20 protein-coding genes and 1 tRNA gene are annotated in these 19,333 nt (G+C 58.1%); 10 read left to right on the top strand and 11 right to left on the bottom strand.

Features of this window, described 5'->3' with window-relative positions:
• Nucleotides 1–6: 6 nt before the first annotated feature.
• The gene (locus ABJ076_RS08495) at nucleotides 7–1,560 is read right to left on the bottom strand and encodes a M48 family metalloprotease (protein WP_348193541.1); all 1,554 of its coding nucleotides are present in this window, start codon (nucleotides 1,558–1,560) and stop codon (nucleotides 7–9) included.
• Nucleotides 1,561–2,373: a thermonuclease family protein gene (locus ABJ076_RS08490; RefSeq protein WP_348193542.1), complete on the bottom strand. Its 813-nt coding sequence runs from the start codon at nucleotides 2,371–2,373 to the stop codon at nucleotides 1,561–1,563.
• A gap of 215 nt (nucleotides 2,374–2,588) precedes the next feature.
• Between ABJ076_RS08490 and pip the strand changes: the two genes are divergently transcribed.
• Together pip and ABJ076_RS08480 are read left to right on the top strand one after the other, a co-directional pair.
• Complete coding sequence (pip, locus tag ABJ076_RS08485) at nucleotides 2,589–3,539, top strand: prolyl aminopeptidase (protein ID WP_348193544.1); 951 nt, start codon at nucleotides 2,589–2,591, stop codon at nucleotides 3,537–3,539.
• Nucleotides 3,540–3,641: 102 nt separating this feature from the next.
• Entirely contained in the window at nucleotides 3,642–4,103 is a 462-nt protein-coding gene (locus ABJ076_RS08480) for an acyloxyacyl hydrolase (protein ID WP_348193546.1), read from the top strand.
• A 39-nt stretch (nucleotides 4,104–4,142) separates the two neighbouring features.
• Here ABJ076_RS08480 and ABJ076_RS08475 read toward each other — a convergent pair whose 3' ends face one another.
• Both ABJ076_RS08475 and ABJ076_RS08470 read right to left on the bottom strand, forming a co-directional pair.
• Nucleotides 4,143–4,580, bottom strand: coding sequence for a hypothetical protein (locus ABJ076_RS08475; protein WP_348193548.1), 438 nt, complete (start codon nucleotides 4,578–4,580; stop codon nucleotides 4,143–4,145).
• Between the two features lie 228 nt (nucleotides 4,581–4,808).
• Entirely contained in the window at nucleotides 4,809–4,970 is a 162-nt protein-coding gene (locus tag ABJ076_RS08470; RefSeq protein WP_348193550.1) for a hypothetical protein, read from the bottom strand.
• A 57-nt stretch (nucleotides 4,971–5,027) separates the two neighbouring features.
• On the opposite strand from ABJ076_RS08470, the gene ABJ076_RS08465 reads away from it, so the two are divergent.
• Both ABJ076_RS08465 and ABJ076_RS08460 read left to right on the top strand, forming a co-directional pair.
• Entirely contained in the window at nucleotides 5,028–5,771 is a 744-nt protein-coding gene (locus ABJ076_RS08465) for an SDR family oxidoreductase (RefSeq protein ID WP_348193552.1), read from the top strand.
• A gap of 303 nt (nucleotides 5,772–6,074) precedes the next feature.
• Nucleotides 6,075–6,803, top strand: a complete 729-nt coding sequence (locus ABJ076_RS08460) for a hypothetical protein (protein ID WP_348193554.1) — start codon at nucleotides 6,075–6,077, stop codon at nucleotides 6,801–6,803.
• A 60-nt stretch (nucleotides 6,804–6,863) separates the two neighbouring features.
• Here ABJ076_RS08460 and ABJ076_RS08455 read toward each other — a convergent pair whose 3' ends face one another.
• From ABJ076_RS08455 to ABJ076_RS08440, 4 genes are all read right to left on the bottom strand, one after another.
• Nucleotides 6,864–7,199: a hypothetical protein gene (locus ABJ076_RS08455; RefSeq protein WP_348193556.1), complete on the bottom strand. Its 336-nt coding sequence runs from the start codon at nucleotides 7,197–7,199 to the stop codon at nucleotides 6,864–6,866.
• A gap of 74 nt (nucleotides 7,200–7,273) precedes the next feature.
• On the bottom strand, nucleotides 7,274–9,022 hold the full coding sequence (locus tag ABJ076_RS08450) for a dihydroxy-acid dehydratase (RefSeq protein WP_348193558.1): 1,749 nt from the start codon (nucleotides 9,020–9,022) through the stop codon (nucleotides 7,274–7,276).
• A gap of 168 nt (nucleotides 9,023–9,190) precedes the next feature.
• Entirely contained in the window at nucleotides 9,191–9,610 is a 420-nt protein-coding gene (locus ABJ076_RS08445; RefSeq protein WP_348193560.1) for a CBS domain-containing protein, read from the bottom strand.
• A gap of 81 nt (nucleotides 9,611–9,691) precedes the next feature.
• A complete protein-coding gene (locus ABJ076_RS08440; protein WP_348193562.1) occupies nucleotides 9,692–9,907 on the bottom strand; it encodes a hypothetical protein in 216 nt (71 codons plus the stop codon).
• On the opposite strand from ABJ076_RS08440, the gene ABJ076_RS08435 reads away from it, so the two are divergent.
• Nucleotides 9,894–10,862 carry an MBL fold metallo-hydrolase gene (locus ABJ076_RS08435; RefSeq protein ID WP_348193563.1) on the top strand — a complete coding sequence of 323 codons (969 nt, stop codon included), beginning with the start codon at nucleotides 9,894–9,896 and terminating at the stop codon, nucleotides 10,860–10,862. The genes ABJ076_RS08440 and ABJ076_RS08435 overlap by 14 nt on opposite strands.
• A 29-nt stretch (nucleotides 10,863–10,891) precedes the next feature.
• Here the strand turns inward: ABJ076_RS08435 and ABJ076_RS08430 are convergent, their stop codons facing one another.
• Complete coding sequence (locus tag ABJ076_RS08430) at nucleotides 10,892–11,980, bottom strand: mandelate racemase/muconate lactonizing enzyme family protein (protein ID WP_348193565.1); 1,089 nt, start codon at nucleotides 11,978–11,980, stop codon at nucleotides 10,892–10,894.
• A 181-nt stretch (nucleotides 11,981–12,161) separates the two neighbouring features.
• On the opposite strand from ABJ076_RS08430, the gene ABJ076_RS08425 reads away from it, so the two are divergent.
• The 4 genes from ABJ076_RS08425 to ABJ076_RS08410 all read left to right on the top strand — a co-directional run bounded on the left by ABJ076_RS08425 (nucleotide 12,162) and on the right by ABJ076_RS08410 (nucleotide 15,414).
• On the top strand, nucleotides 12,162–13,274 hold the full coding sequence (locus ABJ076_RS08425) for an FAD-binding oxidoreductase (protein WP_348193567.1): 1,113 nt from the start codon (nucleotides 12,162–12,164) through the stop codon (nucleotides 13,272–13,274).
• A gap of 196 nt (nucleotides 13,275–13,470) precedes the next feature.
• On the top strand, nucleotides 13,471–13,890 hold the full coding sequence (locus ABJ076_RS08420) for a hypothetical protein (RefSeq protein WP_348193569.1): 420 nt from the start codon (nucleotides 13,471–13,473) through the stop codon (nucleotides 13,888–13,890).
• A complete protein-coding gene (locus ABJ076_RS08415) occupies nucleotides 13,887–14,576 on the top strand; it encodes a hypothetical protein (RefSeq protein ID WP_348193571.1) in 690 nt (229 codons plus the stop codon). Before ABJ076_RS08420 ends, ABJ076_RS08415 begins: the two co-directional genes overlap by 4 nt.
• Nucleotides 14,577–14,661: 85 nt before the next feature.
• Entirely contained in the window at nucleotides 14,662–15,414 is a 753-nt protein-coding gene (locus ABJ076_RS08410) for a hypothetical protein (RefSeq protein ID WP_348193573.1), read from the top strand.
• A gap of 150 nt (nucleotides 15,415–15,564) precedes the next feature.
• On the opposite strand, the gene ABJ076_RS08405 is transcribed toward ABJ076_RS08410, so the two are convergent.
• Nucleotides 15,565–15,641, bottom strand: a tRNA-Pro gene (locus tag ABJ076_RS08405).
• A 242-nt stretch (nucleotides 15,642–15,883) separates the two neighbouring features.
• On the opposite strand from ABJ076_RS08405, the gene ABJ076_RS08400 reads away from it, so the two are divergent.
• The gene (locus tag ABJ076_RS08400; RefSeq protein WP_348193575.1) at nucleotides 15,884–18,226 is read left to right on the top strand and encodes a nitrate- and nitrite sensing domain-containing protein; all 2,343 of its coding nucleotides are present in this window, start codon (nucleotides 15,884–15,886) and stop codon (nucleotides 18,224–18,226) included.
• 28 nt (nucleotides 18,227–18,254) lie between these two features.
• On the opposite strand, the gene ABJ076_RS08395 is transcribed toward ABJ076_RS08400, so the two are convergent.
• Nucleotides 18,255–19,271: a polyprenyl synthetase family protein gene (locus ABJ076_RS08395; RefSeq protein WP_348193577.1), complete on the bottom strand. Its 1,017-nt coding sequence runs from the start codon at nucleotides 19,269–19,271 to the stop codon at nucleotides 18,255–18,257.
• Nucleotides 19,272–19,333 lie beyond the last annotated feature (62 nt).

Below are 19,333 nucleotides of genomic sequence, written 5' to 3'. Positions count from 1 at the left end.
GTCCAGCTATTGCGGGCCGATCGTCTTGATGCGTGATCCCAACGGTGGCCGCGCTCCGTTCTCGAGGCTGTTGATCATCCTGAAGTAACGCACTTCATATCCTGGGAATGGAATGCTCCCCGCGAGCGATTGCTCCGATACTGTTCCGTCAAAACGCATTACTTTTACTCGGTAGGGCTGGATTGCGGCCCTGTCTTCTTTGGTAAGCAGGTTGAAGCTATAGGTCGTCCGCCGCATGCTTTCGTTAAGGGTGCTTGTACGATGGCTCGGGACGAGGAACTGCATCCGGTAGAGTGTGTCTGCGTCGTACCGGATGGCCACCAGCCGCAACATGTAGGTGGTGCCGTTCTTGGCCGTAATCGCCAGCCAACCAGTGGCTGCGTTCATGCCATTGATCGTTATATTTTCCAGATCCCGCACCGCCTGGCCCCTTGCCCAGTTATTCCGGATATAGCCTGCTGGACGTTGTTCGGCGGATTTCGGCGCAGCGTCAAAGATGAACCGGGCGCCGTTCGGGTCCAAGGCAAGCACTCGGTGCGGCTGATTGTAGATCCGGAAGTTCGGCGGTACTTCGAAGCGGAAATTGAGGTCCTTGTGTAGGAAAGTTCGGTCGCGGATCACGCCTTCCTTCGGATCATTTCCAAAGAGAACGCCGTCAACTTTATCCAGGAATGGATCGCGTCGTACCACGGGGTTCGATACCGACCGTACGCGGGCCGCGATAAGAGCTTGCTGTACACGGTCGACGGTCCGAGGGTGCGTTGCCATGAGATCGACCGCATCGGGATCGTGGTTGGCGCCGGCGATCTCAGCCTGGAGCCGACTTGCATTCCCCAGCTTCTGGAGGAAGCTTGCCATAGCACCGGTTTCATAACCGGCGCGGCTGAGATAGCGCACCCCGAGGGTGTCGGCCTGAAATTCCTGTTCCCGCGAGTAACTTTTCAGGTAGAGCTGCGAGCCCAGACCGGCGAGGTCGGCGATTGCTTTACTGTCCGTCAGGACGCCAAGGATCGTGGCGCCCAAACCAATCGCCGTGCCGCGGCTGTAACGCTCGGCACTGTGGCGGGCGGTGACGTGGCCGATTTCATGGGCAATGACACCGGCCAGTTCGGCTTCATTCTCCGCCAGGGCAATTAGCCCGCGCGTGACATAGACATAGCCGCCTGGCAGAGCGAACGCATTGATGTCCGGTGTATTGAGCACCGTAAATGTAAAGTCGAGATCGGGCATCTCGGATGTGGCGGCGAGTTTATTGCCTATGCGGGTGACATAGGCCGCCAGCTCCGCGTTGTTGTAGGCGCCGCCGAATTCCTGTTTGATTTGTGGGTCCTGCTGTCGTCCCACCTGGCGTTCCTGTTCCGGCGACATGAAGGCTGTAAAGCTCTGTTCCCCGGTCGCAGGATTGGTACTGCAGCCTGTGAGGGCCGGTAAAATCGTGGTGGCGGCAAGCAAAAATAATGTCGCAAAGCGGTTGCGAGCGGTGACATGCATCGGCCAGATCGAGTTCGGCAAGAGTCTCTCCATCGGTCGGGTCACGGTTCCCATGTCCGTTATGTTCACCTATTCGCCCAGGAGTTCAAGTTGTTCGGGGTGGGTGATCTCGATCAGCGGGCCGTTTTGCAGTTTGATCCAGCCGCGCCCGCGGACGGCGCGACCGGAAAAGGTCAGGGGATCAATGTTGGCACGCTCGAAAAGCCGCAGTGCACTGCGGCCAATGCGGAACGTAAAGTCGGTTCGCCAGTCCGGGCCGAAATTAAGATAGACGACATTGCGCACCCGGGCGGCGTCTACCACCCGTCCTTCGACAAGCTGGAAACTGTCGATATCGTTCCAGGTCTCGGACGGATTGCGGATGCGGTAGTAGGGCAGGGCCCAGATGCCCCGGCGGTCCTGGCGAGAGGTTCGCTCGAGTGCGAGCATCTCACTGATCAGTTTGCGATTATCTTTGAAGCTATAGACACGCGCCATGCCGGTTGCGAGCAAATCTCCCTGGATCCATGTGCCGTCCGGCAGAGTTAGATGGGCGAGATAGCGCCTGTAGCGATCTTCCCGGCGCCCGCCGAAATGGAGCGAAACGGTATGGCCTGCGGTTAATGTTTGCAGGGTTCTACGAGATTCGCCGGCAAGCGGCCATTTCCCGAAGCCCGCACGGCCGAGAGGCAGTTTCGGCGCTTGTATGCCGACGAGACGGACCTCCTTACCGGATGCCAGCATCAGCGTGTCGCCGTCGACAATCTCTGTCACGGCCTGATTTTTGATGGTTGCTGTTGGCGCGGCCTGCGGCCATTCGATTGCCTGTACTTTTTTCATGTCACTGAGCAGAACGCTGAGGCACAGAGCGAGGAGGCGTATCAGGGCGCGGCAAATGTCCATGGGCTTATCCGATCACGCCGGAGTCAAAACGGCCAGATTGATTGTTTCTTCGTCACTGATGTAGGTTTTTGGTGAGTGTTTCTTCCTGTGCGATCTCGACTATGTCGAGCCACTTGCAAAGATACAAACTCAGGCAAGCTGCTTTTCCGCGAGGGTCTTTGCTGGTGAGGATGATGGAGCCTGAGTCTTACAGTTTTTAACCTGCGGGAGATGATGTGTTGGATCGAGTTGTTTTCCCCCGGGTTGATTCGCGTGCCAACGGTTACCTGACTGTCGATGAGCCGCATCGGCTTTACTGGGAGCAGGTGGGTAACCCGGAGGGTGTTCCGGTGGTGTTCCTGCATGGGGGACCCGGCTCGGGCATTTCCGAAGCACATCGCAGATTTTTCGATCCGGAGCATTTCAACGTCCTGCTGTTCGACCAAAGAGGAACCGGGCGCTCGACGCCTTTGGCGGAGCTGACGGGTAACACAACGCAGGATCTTGTCGCGGATATCGAGCGCTTCCGCGAAATGCTCGGTGTGGAGCGCTGGATCGTGTTCGGCGGTTCATGGGGTAGCACTCTTGCGCTGGCGTATGGCCAGGCGCACCCGGAACGCTGTCTCGGTTTCGTTCTGCGGGGTATTTTTCTCGGCTCGGATGCCGAGCTCGACTGGTTCATGCACGGCATGGGCAAATTCTTCCCAGAAGCGGCGCAGCGGTTTGAACAATTCTTGCCGGAGGATCAACGGGGCAATCTACTGCACGCCTATTACCGTCGCTTGATCGATGCGGATCCCGCTGTTCACCTGCCAGCGGCGGAAGCTTGGGCCGGGTATGAGGGGGCTTGCTCTACGTTGTTGCCGTTGCCTACCGTTGTGCAGGAAGACCCAGCGCGGGCGCTTTCCCTCGCGCGCCTTGAGGCTCATTACTTCGTGAATCGGGTTTTCCTTGAGCCAGGACAATTACTCAATCGCCTTGACCGTATCGCGCATTTGCCGGCCACCATCATTCAAGGGCGGTACGACGTGATTTGCCCGGTTCAAACGGCGGTGACACTTTCGTCGGCTTGGCCCGATGCGGTTCTTGAAATCGTGACCGATGCCGGGCATTCCGCCATGGAGCCTGGCATCGCGAAAGGGCTCATCGGGGCAATGGAGCGCTTGAGGTCGCTAATCCAAGGTTGAAGCGAGCGCTTAGCTCGTTATTATGCACGCGTTCCAAGTGGGGGAATCACTGTGCGTCGGTATTTGAGCTCCGCGATTGTGGCGATTGGAGCCGTGATCGCGATGGAGAACGCTGTTTGGGCGGAGGAACCGGCTTTCCTTTCCGTTGGCGCAGGCATCTATGATGTGAACGATAGCGAGACGACCGCGGAAAGCCGAATAGAATACCGCTTCTCGGAGGCGAACAAGCTGTGGCATTTCACGCCATTCGTCGGGATGATGGCGACTGCTGAAGGCGCGACATATGGATATGGCGGGATCGGGCTCGAAATTTTCTTAGGGAATCGTTGGATTCTGACACCGAATTTGGGCGTTGGCCTTTATGGCAATGGAGAAGGCAAGGACCTTGGCTCCTCTGTCGAGTTTCGATCTGGGGCCGAGCTTGCCTACCGTTTCGAAGATCGATCCCGTCTCGGTCTAACCTTTAATCACATCTCTAACGCAGGGTTGGACGAGCCAAACCCAGGAACAGAATCAGTGCTTCTGGTCTACTCCATGCCTTTCGACAAATTGTTCAGCGACTAGCTGGCCAGCGCAAGAGAGGTTCTCGAGCTGGCCGTTTGCTCAGGGCTCGATTCCACCTTCGCGGCACCAAGCCTTGAAGTTTTCAATGCCTTTTTCATCCTCTGCATACAGGACTTGGTCGCGATACTCGAGGTCGGAGGCATAGTCGACTTCGCCGACAGGCTTCTTGGTCTCCGGATCAAGTTCGTTACGGATCAGAATATCAGCACGAAAACTGACCTCCCATCCGTCCGCGCCGGGCTTGATGAAGGAGCCCCGTCGGATCTCGTGAACGACGGTCTGCAGACTGGTGATTTGTGTTTCTTGTTTGACCAACTCTTCGAATGCGGAGTCGAAGAAAAGTGCCTGGTATCCCATCAAAGCGATGGAGAACTCGTAGCCGTCTGGCTGGCGCGCATGCACGATCTGACCGATTGCATCAATGAAGTGAGGGTCGGTAAGTCGCGGATAGTCTGCGCTGGTCCAACTAATGCCCATTTTCGTCCGTCCGAATGCTGTTTGCGACTATCGTTCGCGTAACCGGGTATACCTTGTTCCGGATATAATGAGAATGCAGCAAGAAGTATGCCGCTGGCTGCTGGCGCTGCATCGGAAATTTTGATATGGTCTAATGTATGGTATTTGCGACAAAAGCGTTGCGAATGGGGAAGCACAATGCGTCCATACACCAAATTTCTTAGCCTTTTGGTCGTCCTTGTTGGACTTTCAGGCTGTGCCGTTGCAGTCGTCGGCGGTGCGACATGGGTTGGAACTGAAGCTTATGCCGATAAAAACCCATTCGAATATATGGCGGGTTTTTTCGAGCGCGATTGCGCCAATCTGACGATCTACGACCAGCCGCCGCGTTGTCGCGATTGATCGTTCCATCTTTTGTCTCCGGATTTTAGCCGCTATCCTGCCGTCAAAAAATCGGGGGGTACTATTGTGGCATCGACAAATAAAACGGTATTTATCAGTGGCTCGGCGCGGAACATAGGGCGCGCCATCGCGCTCCGGCTGGCGCGGGATGGATTCAACATTATTGTGAATGGAAGTCGTGACCGAGACGCGTGCGAACGCGTGGCGGCCGAAGTCAAAAGGGCCGGCGTTGATGCCATGGTCGTCATGGGCAATGTTGGAAGCAGCGCCGATGTGCGCGCAATGGCCAAGAATGCCCTCGAACGGTTTGAGCGAGTCGATGCCCTTGTCAACAATGCGGCGATCAGGCCGCAGAAGAAACTTCTGGAAATGTCGGATGACGACTGGGACCAGGTTATTTCCGTCGACTTGAACGGTGCCTTTTATCTTTCACGTGCTTTCTTGCCTGGAATGGTGGATGCCGGGTGGGGCCGCATCGTGAACATGGCGGGAATGAACGCTATTCACGGTTATGCCGGACGCGCTCCGGTATCGGCGGCGAAGCATGGGGTCTGGGGGCTGACGAAAGCGCTTGGTAAGGAGTTTGCCCCGGCAGGAATTACCACGAATGTAATCTCTCCTGGCCCCATAAGGCCGGAAGAGACTGATTCTGAGCACGCCGAACATATCCGTTCCCAACTTTCGCGCATCCCGGTTGGACGTTTGGGAGAGGCAAGCGAAATTGCAGCCATGGTCTCCCTATTGTGTAGCGCCGAGGGTGGCTTCATCTGCAGTCAGATGATTGCGGTCAATGGAGGTACAGAAACTTGATTCGAGTGAAAAATCAGAGCATTAAGCGCGCATGAATTGTTATGTAGTATAGAATCCCCGTATTTATGAATAAACTCTAAACGAATCAGCGTCTGATTCAGATCGAAGTCGTGTATAATTGCATCGAGGCGGATGTTTCTTCGCGATGACGAAGGGTAAAACTGTATTCCGCTGTTCACGGTAGGGAACTTGCAGTTGAGGCTGCGAGTCCATTATTTGGCTGGCGGCAGAACGCCGCGCGCTTGTGATCGGCAGCGCTATGAAATTGGCAATGCCGTTGAATTCAAGGCGGGGTTATCAATTATGGATTACTCATCTTCGGCTTTGGTGCCGCGATGCCGGCGGGTTTTTTCAAGCTACCTTGAGAGTTTTGGATACACGCTCGAAAGCGGTACGGACATGGAGTTCTGGTGTGATGAAATCCGCCAGCATTCCGAATTTGTAAATCCGCAATTCATGCCGGAAAACCTCGATCAGTCTGCGAGTCGCTATGTCAGTATTCGCAAGAACTCGGGTGAACTTGCCTGCACGATTGCTTTCCGTTTCTTCGAGACTGACGACTTTATGGATGATTTCGAGGAAGGCCGCTTCTTCTACGACAGGCCCTCGGAGCATAACTGGCGTCACCACCATTCCGGCTTGCGCGGAAAGGTCAATCTGAGTGGAAACATTTGCTCGCGCGGCGGCCTTCACAGCTATGACCGTGGCAACAGCATCAGTTGGTATATTACGACAGTTGCCTATACCTACGCGATCGAGGCTGGTGCCTCCGCGACGATAGGCAACACGCTGCCCAAGATTACGGCCGCCCAGCTCGCCCCCCGCCTTTATGGCTATCGTCATTCGCTTATGGCGGAGCCGCACGCGTTTCCGTTTGCAGAGGGAAAGGTCCCGCTTGCTCTGGTCTGGATCACGGGCGATGAAATGCGGGAAGAAGTGCGTATGCGCACCCAGTTTCTCGAGACCGCACCGACCCACAGCATGCGAACGACTGTCGACAGCTTTAATGGTGTTTTGATGGCTGCGGAATAGTACTCGGAGTTATCTGGTTCCGCCTTTCCGTCCCTTCCCGCCGAGGGCCGGAAAGGGGGGCTAGAGTCGAATGCTGCCGCTGCCCAGTCGCCGAACGTTATGACCCAATGGGGCTCTTTCCCGCCCAGTCTCTCGTCGAATTCGGTAATCGGGAGAAAGCTTGGCTCTAATTGAATTCAGCCTGTTTTCAAGCAGGGTACGTTGGCCGCTCTCTTCCTGCGCCAGATAGCCAGCGGAATCTTCCATGATCACCGTCAGGCGCATGACCATATTCCGCACCAGATCCTGATCGTTTTCAGACTTCTCCGGACGCTCGTCGATGAGCGCTTCTGTTGCTTTAATCAAGCGTTCTACAGTACCGAAAAAATTCCAGTTCGGTGGAGTGCTTTGATCCATCGAGATGTTACCCGTGCCACTGATTTGAGTACCATAGCGTGTTAGCAAGGGTGTCGCAACAGTCTATGCCTCAGTTATTTTAAGTTCTTCGTCACTGGCTGCAACATGCTGAAATCACAGCCTTGGTCGGCTTGGAGAACTTCTTCGGCATAAAGGCGATCATAGCCGCGCAAGGTCTGTGGATCGCGTTCTGTGGTTATCAGATCTGCGCGTCGGCGGCTCAGCTCAGCCTCGTCCACAAGCAGGTCGAGACGCTTTTCTTTTACCGACAATGCAATCCGGTCTCCGTTTCGCACCAGGGCGAGCGGGCCGCCAATCGCGGCCTCGGGGGTGACATGCAGTACGATGGTTCCGAACGCGGTTCCGGACATGCGTGCATCTGAAATGCGCACCATGTCTTTGACGCCTTTTGCGGAGAGCTTCTTAGGGATTGGCAGATAGCCGGCCTCGGGCATGCCGGACGGGCTGCGCGGGCCGGCATTTTGCAGTACCAGGATGTCATCTGCTGTAACGTCGAGATCCGGATCGTCGATCCTGGCCGACAGATCTTCCAGTGAGCTGAATACGACGGCGCGGCCTTCCTTTTCCAGCAAGGCCGGGTCGGCGGCAGAGCGCTTAAGGATGGCGCCGCCGGGCGCCAGGCTGCCAAACAGGGCTACAAGCCCGCCCTTGGGCTCGAGAGGGTTTCTGGCAGGGGACACAACGTCCCGGTTCACCGGGCCGCTCTCTGCAGCCAGGCGCTCGCCGAGGGTTTCTCCGGTCACAGTCATGCAATCGAGCTTGAGCAACGGCTTCAGCTCACGCAGCACGGCGCCAAGGCCGCCGGCGGCGAACAGGTCTTCCATATAATGGCTGCCGACCGGCTTCAGGTTAACAAGCACCGGGGTGGTTTCTGAAAGCTCGTTGAACCAGTCGAGCGGGATATCGATGCCTGCTCGTCCAGCGATGGCAGCCAGGTGAATGACGGCGTTGGTTGAGCCGCCGAGGGCAAGCAGAACGCGCAATGCGTTCTCGACGGAGTCACGGGTGACGATCTCGGTCGGTTTGATCGGATGGCTGATCATGCGAACGGCAGCGGCGCCGGTAGCCTCGGCGGCACGCAACCGGTCGGCATGGACGGCCGGTATGGCTGCCGTGCCTGGCAGCGCCATGCCAAGGGCTTCGGCTATGCAGGCCATAGTCGAGGCGGTCCCCATCACGGCACAACTCCCCGCCGTGGTCGCCAGCCGGCGCTCGATGTCTCTGATTTCTACGTCATCCACGGTGCCGGCGCGGTACTTCGCCCAAAACCGGCGGCAGTCTGTGCAGGCGCCAAGCCGTTCTTCATCTCCCTCTGAGGTCGTGTAGCGGGAGGTCATCATCGGCCCGCCAATGAGCTGGATGGTCGGTAGGTCGGCGGAGACCGCGCCCATCAGCTGGGCGGGTACGGTTTTGTCGCAACCGCCCATCAGAACCACCGCGTCCATCGGTTGGGCCCGGATCATCTCCTCAGTATCCATACTCATCAGATTGCGGAATTTCAGACTGGTCGGGTTGAGATAGACCTCTCCCAGGGAGATGGTTGGAAAGTCGATCGGCAGGGCGCCCGCCATCAGCACACCGCGCTTCACCGCCTCCAGCAGCTCGGGAAAATGCCGATGGCAATTGTTGAAGCCGGAGCCGGTATAGGCGATGCCAACGATGGGCTTTTCCAGAGTCTCCGGCAGATATCCCATGGAGGCTGCGAAGGAGCGACGCAGGTAAAGCGAGAAATCGAAATCGCCATAATTGGTCAGCCCCCGGGCAAAGCCATGCGCCTCGCTAGGATTCTTTGTATCAGCCATCTCTCTCGCTCCATGATTTTTGAGGGGAGTTTGTACGTCATTTCGCCGCTCCGTCCAGAGTGGAGGGACGGTGAAATCCGCAGTGTGAAAAAGGACTACGGCTCCAGGGGAGATGGTTTGGTGGCAGAAAAAGTCTTCAGGACTCGTGTGTTCTCGTACGTCTGGGTCTTACATTTCTTCCCAGAGTTTTTCTTCTAGATCGATCTCGTCTTCTTCCTCGCGGACGAAGTCGCGTCGTGACAGAACGGCGACGAGCTTGCTCTTGTGAACGACGGGAAGATGACGGAATCCGCCCGCCCGCATGACCCGAAGTGCCTCGATCGCAGGCTGATCCGGGGAGATCGTCTCAGGACTGGTGCTCATAACCTCGGCAAGAACCGTTGCCTGCGGGATTTTCCCGACAGCGACGACGCGCTCGATAAGATCGGTGCCGGTAAAGACGCCGACCAGCTGGTCCTCATCGATCACCAGAACGGAGCGGACATGGCGCTCAGCCATGTGGATCGCGGCCTGCTCGACAGTGGCAGTCTTTGGCAGGGTCAGGAGATCCTGATTGGAAACAACGTCAGGGACCACGCGCCGTATCATAGCGATTCCTCCCATAGTCTATTTACCCTTTATGTTTTCACGCTACGCTGGAAACGCAAGCGGAGCGTTTGCAATTCTCTCCTAATAGGCGTGCTCGACGGTCTTTCGGGCTGCTGCTGGAGCGGATCCCTTGGGGGGCAGGAAGCATGAGGTCCCGGCGGAATAGATACGCTTCTTGTCCAGCCCCGGTTCGGCATTGTGCGTGCCGGTTTTCCGGGCTAGCTCCGGGCAATCAAGGGCCAAACGCGCCAAAAACAATTCGTGACGGGAGGAACGGTAACAAATGATCAGGGGCATGAAAGGCGCCGCTCTGGCGGCAAGCGCGCTGTTCTGGGGCTTTGCCGGAGGGGCCGGTGCCAGCCAGGACATTCCCGACCAGTATCCGGCATCGGTGCTCTATTCGAAGCCGGTCGAATTCATTCCGGGTGTCTTCTCGGCGATCGGTGCCACTGCACCGCCGACCTATGAGAATAGCGGCCACAACAACAATCTCAGCTTCATCGTCACCGGCGACGGCGTGGTCGTAGTCAATGGCGGCGCGTCCTGGCAGCTCGCGGCGGCGTTGCATGAAGAGATCAAGGCGGCTACCGATCAGCCGGTCCGCCTCGTCGTTAATGAAAACGGCCAGGGCCATGCCATGCTGGGTAACAGCTATTGGCGCGCGCGGGGCGTAAAGATCGTGGCGAGCGAAGAGGCTGCTGAGGAATTCGAGGAGACTGGTTACGACAGTCTTGAAAGGGCCCGCACGATCCAGAAGGAGAAGGCGGACAAGACAAGTGTTGTCATGCCGGACGAGACCTTCTCCGAGCGCTACGTTGTCGCGTTCGGCGACTTCCCCATCGAGGTCCTCAATCTGGGACCGGCACATGCGCCCGGTGACATCTCTGTCTGGTTGCCCAGGCAACGCCTGGTGATTGCTGGCGACATGGCCTTTCACGAGCGCATGCTGCCGATCTTCGAGGAAACCGATACGGCTGCTTGGCTGGAAAGCTGGGACGAGGGGTTCGAGCCGCTGGAGGCGACCTATGTCATCCCCGGACATGGCCACCCGACCAACATGGATCAGGTGCGGCGCTACACGAAAGATTACCTGGTCTATTTGCGAGCGCGAATCCGGGAGCATATCGACAAAGGCGGTTCCCTCACGGATGCCTATTATGTCGACCAGTCTCCTTACAGGCATCTGGATACGTTCGAGGAACTGGCTACCAAGAATGCGGGGCGCGTCTTCGAGCAGATGGAGTTCGAGTAACCATCTCTGAGATCTACAAGGCGGGAGCGTCAGACCGCAAAAGGTGCGAGCCGGCTCCAATCGAACGATACCCCGATGCCCGGCTCGTTTGGCGCGACCGCAAGGCTGTTTTCGAGCCGTAGCGGGCGTGTCGTGTACTGGTCTATGCGGAAGCTGTGTGCCTCTACCCAGCCGGCATGGGGCTGTGCTGCGACGAGGCTGACATGTAGCTCCTGCATGCCGTGTGAGCAGATCGGGATTTCGTGATGACGCGCCAGTTCGGCAACCCGTAGCCAGCCGGTGACGCCGCCACAGTTTGATGCGTCCGGCTGAATGTAGGACAGTTGAGCCTGCTCAAGAGCGAATTCGAACTCGTGAATGGTGTGCAGGTTCTCTCCCATGGCGAGCGGAACCTGGCTTTCCCGCGCGATCTCGGCATATCCCGCATAATTGTCCGGGATGATGGGCTCCTCGAACCAGTAGATATTGAAAGGCTCGAAAGCCCTGGCGGCTTTGATCGCCTCCTCTACCGAAAGGGCGTAGTTGGCGTCGACCATGAAAGTGATGTCTGGGCCCAGCGCCGCGCGCACCGCAGCGACGCGCTCGACATCATCTTCGAGGCGTGGGTGGCCGACCTTGATCTTGACGCCGTTATACCCATCCCTCACGTAGCCGCGGACACTCTCCACAAGCTTCGGCAGAGGGAAATTGAGATCGATCCCGCCGCAATAGATTTTGGCCTTTTCGGCCGTACCGCCAGCCAGTTTCCAAAGCGGCTGCCTCGCAGCCTTGCACCGGCAATCCCAGAGGGCCGTGTCGATGGCGGAGAGTGCGAACGCGGCAATGCCGCCGCGTCCAACATAATGGATGTGTCCCTCCATGAAATCGAAGAGTGCCTCGACTTCGGCACCATCGCTGCCGATCAGGGCGGGGGCGAGATCATGCACGATCATCGCCCGGATCGCGTGTCCCCCCTTGCCGCCGGTATAGGTATAGCCTGTGCCATCCGTGCCATCCGCAAGGGTAACTGTCGCTGTTACCAGCTCAAAATGAGTGTGATCGCCGTGCCGGGCATCGGACAGGACTTCCGGAAGAGGGATGTGAAAAAGGCGTGCGTCGACCGCCTTGATTGCAGACATGTTTTCTCCCTAACCATTGAACCGGAATCACGGAACCGGAAAATTGCAGTCAGCGCACTATGCCATGATTGCGTGTTTCCTGCGCCTCGCGCCGTAAACTCACCGCAGCCATGTCGGTTGGCTTCGACAGGACATTCATCCTCGCCTATAGGAGAACAGCAATCCTGTTCTGGAGCGAACCATGTCCAAACATCTCATTGTCGGCGGCGGCGTCTATGGCGCGGCCGTCGCCTGGCATCTGGCTAAAAGCGGCGAGGCGGTTGAACTGATCGAGGCCGGAAAGCTCGCCACCGGTGCGTCGGGTGGCCCCGGCAGGCGAGGTGTCCGGGCAAACGGACGCGACGTCCGGGAAATCCCCCTGATGGTCCGGGCGCGGGAGATTTGGCCAAGCCTGCATGAGACCCTCGGCACTGAGCCGCTTTTTGAGACAACCGGCCAGTTGCAGCTGATCGAGCGGGAAATCGATATCGCCCCGGCGGAAGCGCGTGCCGCCTTGCAGACCCGGCTCGGCATTCCGTCCCACGTGCTCTCTTCGGACGAGGTGCGGGAGCTTGAGCCGGATGTGTCTCCGGCGATCCGCGCGGGCCTGTTCTGCCCGGATGATGGCGTTGCATTCCACGAGAAAACCACGCTGGCCTATGCCGCTCTCGCCAAGGAAGCGGGTGCGCTTCTACGCGAGGGCGTCGAGGCGGAAAAGCTCCTTGAGCGAAACGGCAAGGTGCTCGGTGTTCTGACGACGAATGGCGATGAGATCCTTGTCGACGGAAAGGTGCTGCTGTTCTGCAATGCCGGTGTGAAGGGGCTTGTCTCCCCCTGGGTCGATCTGCCGGTCTGGAGCCGGACCTTCCTTGTTGCGGTCTCCAAGCCGCTTGAGAACAATCCGGTACGCCATCTCGTCGGTCATGCCAGCCGTACGTTGTCGCTGAAGCGGGAGCCGGACGGCCGGCTGATGATCTCCGGCGGCCGTCCGGGTATCTGGGACCCGGAGACACGCACCGGCACGCCGATCCAGAAGGAAGTCGATCTGAACGTCGCAGATGCGGTGGCGACATATCCGTCGCTGGAGGGCATGCAGATCGAAACAGCTGATACGAACCACCTTGAGGCCGAAAGCATCGACCATATCCCGATCATCGACAGCTTGCCGGGTAATACAAACGTCCTCTACGCCGTCGGCTGGACCGGCCACGGTTGGGCCATCGCCCCCGCAGTGGCGGAGATGATGGCGAATTGGGTGCTCGCAGGGCAGAAACCGAAGCTGCTGGAGCCGTTCGCATTCAGCCGGTTCGGGTGACGCATCTCATCGGTCGGCCCGGCGTATGATGGAGAGTGACAGGCGCCAGAGGACGAAGCTTTGGGTGGAAAGCGTCAAGTTGGCGGTAGCCTGCTTCGCGTGATCTGGTCGATACTTGAAATACGCGAGTGCGTGCGATCTGTCTCGTCAGACACTTCGGGGGTGTTTGGTCATTCTGAATTTGTTGAAGCTGCTTTTGCCCGCTTTGTTTCCATCCTGGCGTTTTTTCGATGTCATCGGGCCGTCCCCGCGCGTTGAGTTTTGCCTGCTCGACACTCCTGAAGACGATGCCGCCGTCTGGCGGGAATGCCGCCCGCGGCCTGCGCGGCTCGGATTGGGGGACAGGCTCAAGGGGTTCTTCTGGAACGCGCGATGGAACGAGACGCTCTATCTGACGAATTGCGCCGAGCGTTTCATTCAGGGACAGGAGGATCATGCCAGCCGCGAGATCCGGCGGCGCTTACGGGGTGATCTTCTGCGTGACATGGCGAGCGAGGCCATGCCGGCCTATTTCCGCTTCAGGCTGGTGTTTGTCAGCCGTGATGGTGACGCATTGAGACAGGATGTCGCCTTCGTCTCCCCAGCCTACAGCTCAGTCGATCCGAGCGACCGATGAGCCTGGATCTCGCAATCCGGCTGACGGAAATCCTGTTGTCGGTCGCCCTCATTCAGCAGTGCCTAGAGCATGTTTTCGGGCTGCGGGACGAGCGGGTGCATTATCTGGTGCGTCTGGTGTTGAGCGTGCTGCTGCTTGCCGGCATCCAGCCGCAATGGGTCTGCGCCGCCCTGTTTATCAATGCGCTCTTCATTCTGAGGCGCTTTCAGGGTCCCTATAACGGCGGCAGTGATCTGTTGAGCGTGCTTTTGATCACCTGCCTCTGCGTCGTGCACCTGATGCCGAACGCGCAATGGCAGGAATATGTTTTCGGATATCTAGCGCTTCAGGTGATGTTTTCCTACTTCAAGTCCGGGTGGTCCAAGGTTATCTATCGGGACTGGCGGAGCGGGCAGGCGCTCCGGGATGTCTTCGCGTTTTCCGTCTATCCGGTCAGCGAGGCGACCAGAGAATGGGCCGCATACCCGCGCTTGCTCTGGATAATGTCGTGGGCTGTCATCCTGCTGGAATTGCTTTTCCCGCTGACAATGCTGTCGCAATGGTCTCTCGCCGCCGGATTGACGATGGCCATGGCCTTCCACGTCGCCAATTTCGTGATGTTCGGTTTTAACAGGTTCGTCTGGGTTTGGGCCGCCGCCTATCCGTCCCTGATCTGGCTCCAGGCGCGGCTGGACCTGCTGGGCTGAAGGCGCGCGTTAAACGCCATCCCAGACCGCTTCAATCAGATGAGAAAATGGAAGTTTAATACGCCCGCGAGAGAAGGAGACCAGAATGATGGCCGTGTCTTTAGCGACGACCGTGCATGATCCGATTGGCAGATTTACGGAGGCGATCCAGCGGATGGCTGAAGGTCTACGAACGACATTTCCTGCGATGGCTTTCAACGTCTCGGATGCAACGCGCCCCGAGGTTCTTGAGGCGCTTCAGCCTTTAGGCGGGCGCATCATGGTTCACGCCGCTGGCGAGTCTATTATTGGTAAAGCGCGGCGTGACAGTCTTGCGCTTGTCGGCTCGGAGCTGCCTGCACTCTATTCCGACTTCGATCACTTGCTTCGATGGCTTGAGTTTGGTGCTGATGATCTGGAGCGCGTCCTAGCCGCGGCGCCGGAGATTGACTGTTTGGTCGTTGGTCGAACGGCAGATGCAATGGCGATCGGGCCCCGGCGGCTCCAGGAGACCGAGGTTATCGTTAATCACACTTTTGCGTTGCTGACCGGAGATTGCTGGGATTTGATGTTTGCTATTCGCCGCCTATCACCTGAGGCAATCAAGCTGATCCTGAAAGAAGGCCAAGTCGACACACTGGCCAACGACGTGGAATGGCCTTTGCTGATTCGAAGGGCAGGATTGACCCTTGGCTATGCGGAATCTGATGCACTCTTCTATCGGACCGTCGAGGAGTTTGGGGATAATGAGGACACTGGCGACGGTGACCCTTTGCAATGGGTTCGCCGGATCGAATTCGCACCCGCCCACGCCACAGCGATGCGGCCCTTTTTAAGCGAGCCTGCTCGACGAAATTGAGATCCGAATTTTTCTGAATGCTCTCCTGCGACCCAGCGTAACCGCAACATGCTGATACAGATTACAGCAACTAGTGGAACGGTTCACTGCTGGCGGTATTGTTCAATTGAACAATGAAGCAGCGCTTTTTCCGAAGCAGTAGGGTTCAAATGGTCGGGGAGAGAGGATTCGAACCTCCGGCCCCTGCCTCCCGAAGGCAGTACTCTACCAGGCTGAGCTACTCCCCGACCGAGGAGAGGCCGCTATATAGCGTGACCTCTCGAGTGCATCAAGCGGTGATTTTCGTTTTTTGTTAAGAGATCTCCAGCGCCTTGCTGCACAAAATTCTGATTTAAAAAATGAATTCAGCGGCCTTAACCCTTTATTCAGCGGGCAATGCGACAAACGCCAAGGGGCGGCCTTCCGTGATGTCGAAATACGGCGAGGGCTGGCGTTCGGAAACTGGTGCGGATTGCGGTAGGTGATTTTAATGGATTTCAATAAGCTCGGGATACGCATCGCGCTGATAGCGGTCATTCCGCTGATGGCCCTGGTGGCCGTTACGCTGTTCCTACTGGTCACGCAGCTCAATACCTATAACGGTCTGAAGGCTCTGATACCGTTGGGAGAACTCTCAAAACGCGCAGGCTCTCTTGTGCATGAGCTTCAGATCGAGCGCGGGACTTCTGTCGGCCTGCTGACCGGCGGTGCCGGCGCTGCCGAGCGAGTAGCGAAGGCAAGAGGTATCAGCGACGGAGAACTCGGTCGCTACGATTCCTTCGTCAAGGCATTCCACGAAAACAGCTCTTTGCATGACGGTGGACATCTTGAAGATGTTCATAAGTTCCTGGACAAGGTCGAGAGCGAGCTTGCGGATCTCGCGGCGCATCGATCTGCGGTCGATGCCGGCTCGGTAAGTGTGCCCCAGAATGTCGGTTTCTATTCCGCCATCATTCGCGATCTGATTGACATCATCGCGATCGTCGAAGAAGCCAGCCCGGATCCTGAAATCTCACAAGAGTTGCTCGCGCTCCGCGCCCTGGTCTGGGCAAAAGAGAATGCGGGGCTCGAGCGGGCGATTGGCGCAGGTGTCTTCAATACGAATTTCGGAGACCCGGCTCTCTACGCCCGCTTCCAGAATTTTGTCCGTGGCCAGAAGATCTTTCTGCATGAGTTCGAAATTTTCTCGATTGCTGGAGAGACAGAGATCTTCGACCGGATAGTCTCCGGTCCCGTCGTTCAGCAGTATCAGGACTGGCTGAAGGTTCTCCTCGACTTGCCAGCCACGAACAATACGCAGGGCATCGCAGGCAGCGACTGGTTCGCAACGGCGACCACAAGAATCAACCTCATGAAGCAGGTCGAGGATGCGCTTGCGGACAAGTTGCTCCTCGACGCGCAAAGTCATATTGATGCGCAGTTCATAGAGATGATCCAGATTCTACTGGTCAACCTGGTCGCGCTGGTTCTTGCTGCATCGGCCGCCTGGGTGATCATTCGTTCAACCACGGGGCCACTCGGCCGTATCACGGACACACTTCTGGCGATTGCCGCAGGCAACGACTCTATCCAGATCGCGAAGGCGGATGCCGGACCGACGGAGGTTCGTAATCTCAACAAGGCGGCGGGAACGTTCCTCGTCGCTGCGCGGGAGCGTGCCTCTCTTGAGCGGGCGGCGATGGAACAGCAATCGCGCGCCGAGGAGGGCCGCGCTGAAGCCCTCCGATCCATGGCGAACACGGTCGAAAGCGAGACGGCGGCGGCAGCGGAAGAGATATCGAGAGAAACCGCTGAGCTGCGCAATGCGGCAACGGAAATGGGCCAGTCGGCTGAAAGCGTTTCCGCGCGTTCCGAGAGCGTCGCCGCCGCTGCCCATGAGGCGCTTGCCAATGCGGAAACCGTCGCCAGCGCCGCCGAGGAATTGACGGCCTCGATCAACGAAATCAGCGGCCAGATGGGCAATGCGACCGGCATTATCCGCGATGCCGCCAATCTCGGCTCAGGGACGGAAAAGACAATCCTGGATCTGCAATCCGCAGTGGTGCGCATCAGCGAGGTTGTGACCGTGATCCGGGACATCGCCGAGCAGACTAACCTCCTGGCGTTGAATGCCACCATTGAGGCGGCCCGTGCGGGTGAGGCCGGCAAGGGCTTTGCAGTCGTCGCGAGCGAGGTCAAAAATCTCGCCAATCAGACCGGTAGCTCGACCGAGGAGATCAACCAGCAGATCGCCGAAGTTCAGGACGTAACCGAAGCGGCGGTCCGCTCGGTGAGCGAAATTATTGCCAAGGTTAGAGAGATCGAGGAGGTGGCTGGAGCCGTCTCTTACGCGGTCGGCGAGCAGAAGAACGCGACCGACGAGATCGCCCACAACGTTGCTGAGACGGCGTCGGCATCGCGCGAGATGACGGAACAGATTACCGCCGTAACAAAGGAAGCGGAATCCACCGGGCGCCGCGCCGGCGAAGTCTCTGGGGTTGCTGAAAAAGTTGCGCGGGAAGTTCAGGAATTGAGGTCAACTGTAGTCGCTTCGGTCCGTTCCGCCGATCCGAACGTCGACCGCCGCCGGGACGAGCGCAAGGCTGTCCGGATCGGGTGCACACTTGTGTTCGGAGGCGCCTCGATCACGGCCACGGTGATCGATCTCGCGCCCGGCGGGTGCCAGATTGAAACGGATCAGGAATTTGCTGAAGGCACGGAAGGTACCATCTCGATTGACGGCGTCGCGAGCGGCATTCGGAGCCGGGTGGCCTCCGCTCGCAATGGCTCTGCCAGCCTCGTCTTCCACGACAAAGGGGCCAATGCGGCGGCGATAGCGGCTGCTTGTAGATGAAACGGGTCTCGCTCGTTTCTGCCGCCGATCAATAGGCCCGCTCGACGCAGAAATCGACAACGTCGATAAGGGAATCCTTCGCGGGGCCGTCCTCGAACAGCCCGAGCGCGTCGCGGGCGATGGACGCATAGTGACGGGCACGGTCGAGACTGTCTGACAGCGTGTGATGCTTTGCCATCAACTGCTGCGCCTTGGCCAGATCACCGTCCTGCTGATCCAGCTCCTCCAGTGTACGGCGCCAGAAGGCGCGTTCCTCGTCGTCGCCGCGCCGGTAGGCGAGGATCACGGGCAGGGTGATCTTGCCTTCGAGGAAATCGTCCCCGACCGTCTTGCCGAGTTTTTCTTGCTCGGCCGAATAATCCAGCACGTCATCGACCAGCTGGAAGGCAATGCCGAGATTCATACCATAGCTTTCAAGTGCCTGCTGCTCCGCCTTCGGCCGCTCCGCGACAACAGCGCCGACTTCGGCTGCTGCAGCGAAGAGTTTCGCGGTCTTGCCCTTGATAACCTCAAGATAGGCGCTTTCCTCCGTCGCGGTGTCGTTCGTGGTGATGAGCTGCTGCACCTCACCCTCGGCGATGACAGCGGACGCTTCGGAGAGAATCCGCATTACTTCGATGGATCCGTCGGCAGTCATCAGCTGGAAGGAGCGGCTGAACAGGAAGTCGCCAACCAGCACACTGGCCTGGTTGCCCCAGACCGCATTCGCCGACTCCTGGCCGCGCCGAAGGTCGCTTTCGTCAACCACGTCGTCATGCAGCAGGGTGGCGGTATGGATAAATTCGACACAGGCCGCGAGGCGGATATGCCGGTCGCCCTTGTAATCGCAGAGTGCTGCCGCGCCGAGCGTGAGCATCGGACGCAGCCGTTTGCCGCCGGCCGCGATCAGGTGCCCCGCTAGTTGCGGGATCAGTGCCACCGGGCTCTGCATATGTTCGATGATGGTCTGGTTGACCTGTTCCAGGTCAACCTTGACCAGATCGGTCAGACCATTGATTGAGGCTTTGCGCTTCCCGCTATCCTCGAAATCCACAACCACGCCCAAGGCAAACTCCGTGTCGCTTGACGCCTCACATTCGCGAAGCGAGCATAGGTCCGGTTTTCAGG

Origin of the sequence: Nisaea sp., from assembly GCF_039990255.1 — a bacterium.
Taxonomy (GTDB): Bacteria; Pseudomonadota; Alphaproteobacteria; order Thalassobaculales; family Thalassobaculaceae; genus Nisaea.
This window is presented reverse-complemented; position numbering and strand designations above follow the sequence as displayed.

Bases quoted from the DNA above. Each gene is read 5' to 3' on its own strand.
- ABJ076_RS08490 (WP_348193542.1), bottom strand. From the start codon at position 2,373: ATGGACATTTGCCGCGCCCTGATACGCCTCCTCGCTCTGTGCCTCAGC.
- ABJ076_RS08480 (WP_348193546.1), top strand. From the start codon at position 3,642: ATGGAGAACGCTGTTTGGGCGGAGGAACCGGCTTTCCTTTCCGTTGGC.
- ABJ076_RS08475 (WP_348193548.1), bottom strand. From the start codon at position 4,580: ATGGGCATTAGTTGGACCAGCGCAGACTATCCGCGACTTACCGACCCT.
- ABJ076_RS08470 (WP_348193550.1), bottom strand. From the start codon at position 4,970: ATGGAACGATCAATCGCGACAACGCGGCGGCTGGTCGTAGATCGTCAG.
- ABJ076_RS08460 (WP_348193554.1), top strand. From the start codon at position 6,075: ATGGATTACTCATCTTCGGCTTTGGTGCCGCGATGCCGGCGGGTTTTT.
- ABJ076_RS08455 (WP_348193556.1), bottom strand. From the start codon at position 7,199: ATGGATCAAAGCACTCCACCGAACTGGAATTTTTTCGGTACTGTAGAA.
- ABJ076_RS08450 (WP_348193558.1), bottom strand. From the start codon at position 9,022: ATGGCTGATACAAAGAATCCTAGCGAGGCGCATGGCTTTGCCCGGGGG.
- ABJ076_RS08445 (WP_348193560.1), bottom strand. From the start codon at position 9,610: ATGATACGGCGCGTGGTCCCTGACGTTGTTTCCAATCAGGATCTCCTG.
- ABJ076_RS08435 (WP_348193563.1), top strand. From the start codon at position 9,894: ATGATCAGGGGCATGAAAGGCGCCGCTCTGGCGGCAAGCGCGCTGTTC.
- ABJ076_RS08440 (WP_348193562.1), bottom strand. From the start codon at position 9,907: ATGCCCCTGATCATTTGTTACCGTTCCTCCCGTCACGAATTGTTTTTG.
- ABJ076_RS08430 (WP_348193565.1), bottom strand. From the start codon at position 11,980: ATGTCTGCAATCAAGGCGGTCGACGCACGCCTTTTTCACATCCCTCTT.
- ABJ076_RS08425 (WP_348193567.1), top strand. From the start codon at position 12,162: ATGTCCAAACATCTCATTGTCGGCGGCGGCGTCTATGGCGCGGCCGTC.
- ABJ076_RS08415 (WP_348193571.1), top strand. From the start codon at position 13,887: ATGAGCCTGGATCTCGCAATCCGGCTGACGGAAATCCTGTTGTCGGTC.
- ABJ076_RS08410 (WP_348193573.1), top strand. From the start codon at position 14,662: ATGATGGCCGTGTCTTTAGCGACGACCGTGCATGATCCGATTGGCAGA.
- ABJ076_RS08400 (WP_348193575.1), top strand. From the start codon at position 15,884: ATGGATTTCAATAAGCTCGGGATACGCATCGCGCTGATAGCGGTCATT.